Below are 1606 nucleotides of genomic sequence, written 5' to 3' on the forward strand. Positions count from 1 at the left end.
TCGCTCGGTGGCCGTATCGACGCTGCTGGTCGCCTCGTCGAGAATCAGGATACGCGGGTCGGCCAGGAGCGCCCGGGCAAAAGAGACCAGTTGGCGCTGGCCAACGCTGAGGTTGCTGCCATTTTCACCCACTTCAGAGTCGTAGCCATCGGGCATGCGACTGATGAAGTCGTGGGCGCCGACCGCTTTGGAAGCCGCCAGCACCTCTTCGTCAGACGCATTGAGACGGCCGTAACGGATGTTGTCGGCGACCGTGCCTGTGAACAGGAACGTGTCCTGGAGGACGATCCCCAATTGCTGCCGCAAGCTGTCGCTGGTCACCTCGCGCACGTCATGACCGTCGATGGTCAAAGCACCGTCGGTCACATCATAGAAGCGCGAAAGTAAACGAATAATCGTGCTCTTGCCGGCCCCGGTCTCCCCAACGAGGGCGATGCGGTCGCCCGGTTCGGCCCGCAGATTGATATTCTTCAGGACAGAGCGGCCCTCTTGCCGGTAGGCGAAAGAGACATCCTTGAACTCAACCTCACCTTGAATCTGCGGCAAGGGTACCGCCCCAGGCGCATCGACCATATCAGGCGCCAGATCGAGCAGCTCGAACAGTCGCTCCGAAGCGGCCATGGTCGCCTGGAACGTGTTATAGCGCTGCGCCAACTCGCGAATGGGGTCGAAGAAGCGCTCCACATAGAGCACTACGGCAACCAGGGTTCCGGCCGTCAGGGCATCGTCCAACACCAGCCAGCCACCCACACCGACCACAAGCGCTGTGGCGAGCGAGCCAATGAAGTCGACGCCGGGGAAAAATAGCGCCGACAGACGTGTGGCCTGGATGTTGGCGTCGAAAAACGACAGGTTCAGGTCATCGAAATGCTGGAAATTGCGCTCTTCGCGCGAGAAACTCTTGGTCACACGAATACCGGAGATCGACTCGTTCAGATAACCATTGATCAGTGCTAGCCGCTGCCGCGTCGCTCGATACGCCTGACGCACGCGATCGCGCCAATAGTTGGTCAATATGAACATCAAAGGCATGACCGCAAACGCCACCAACGCCAGTTGCCAACTGAGCAGCAGCATCGCTACAGTGATGCCGACGAGATTGAAGACCGAGCGAAACAGGCCGGTAATCGACCAGGTGACGAAATCGAGCAAGACGCCGACATCGCCAATGAGGCGACTCATCAAGCGGCCTACGCTGTAATTACTGTAGAAGTTCAACGTCAGGCGATGCAGATGACGGAAAAGCTCACTGCGCACATCGGCGACGATCTTCGTGCCGACGAAGGCCATGATGCGCACACGCGCCCGGTTGGTCAGCCATTCGGCCACCGTCGTGAACAGAAACACCAGAGTCCAAAATCTGAGCACATCGAACGAACTCGCCCGAATACCCCTGTCAATGGCGAAACCGATGATTGCCGGGCCGGCAGTGCCCATGAGCGAACTGATGGTCATCAGGATCACGGCGACAACCAGACTGTTCTTGTAGGGTGTGATATAGGTGAATAAACGCTTCACCAGGCGACTGTCATAGGCCTTGCCCAGCAACTCATCGTCGTCGCGCAGGAGTTGCCGGATGCGCGCCTCACGTGCATCGCGCGCAATG

At 58.7% G+C, this 1606-nt stretch carries 1 protein-coding gene; it reads right to left on the bottom strand.

The features are described from left to right. Positions 1-1606 (bottom strand): ABC transporter ATP-binding protein (locus WAX14_RS15610; protein WP_422628962.1); only part of this gene is annotated, 1606 nt, incomplete at both ends.

Origin of the sequence: Rhodococcus sp. (in: high G+C Gram-positive bacteria) (genome assembly GCF_049299235.1) — a bacterium.
Lineage (GTDB): Bacteria > Actinomycetota > Actinomycetes > Mycobacteriales > Mycobacteriaceae > Rhodococcus.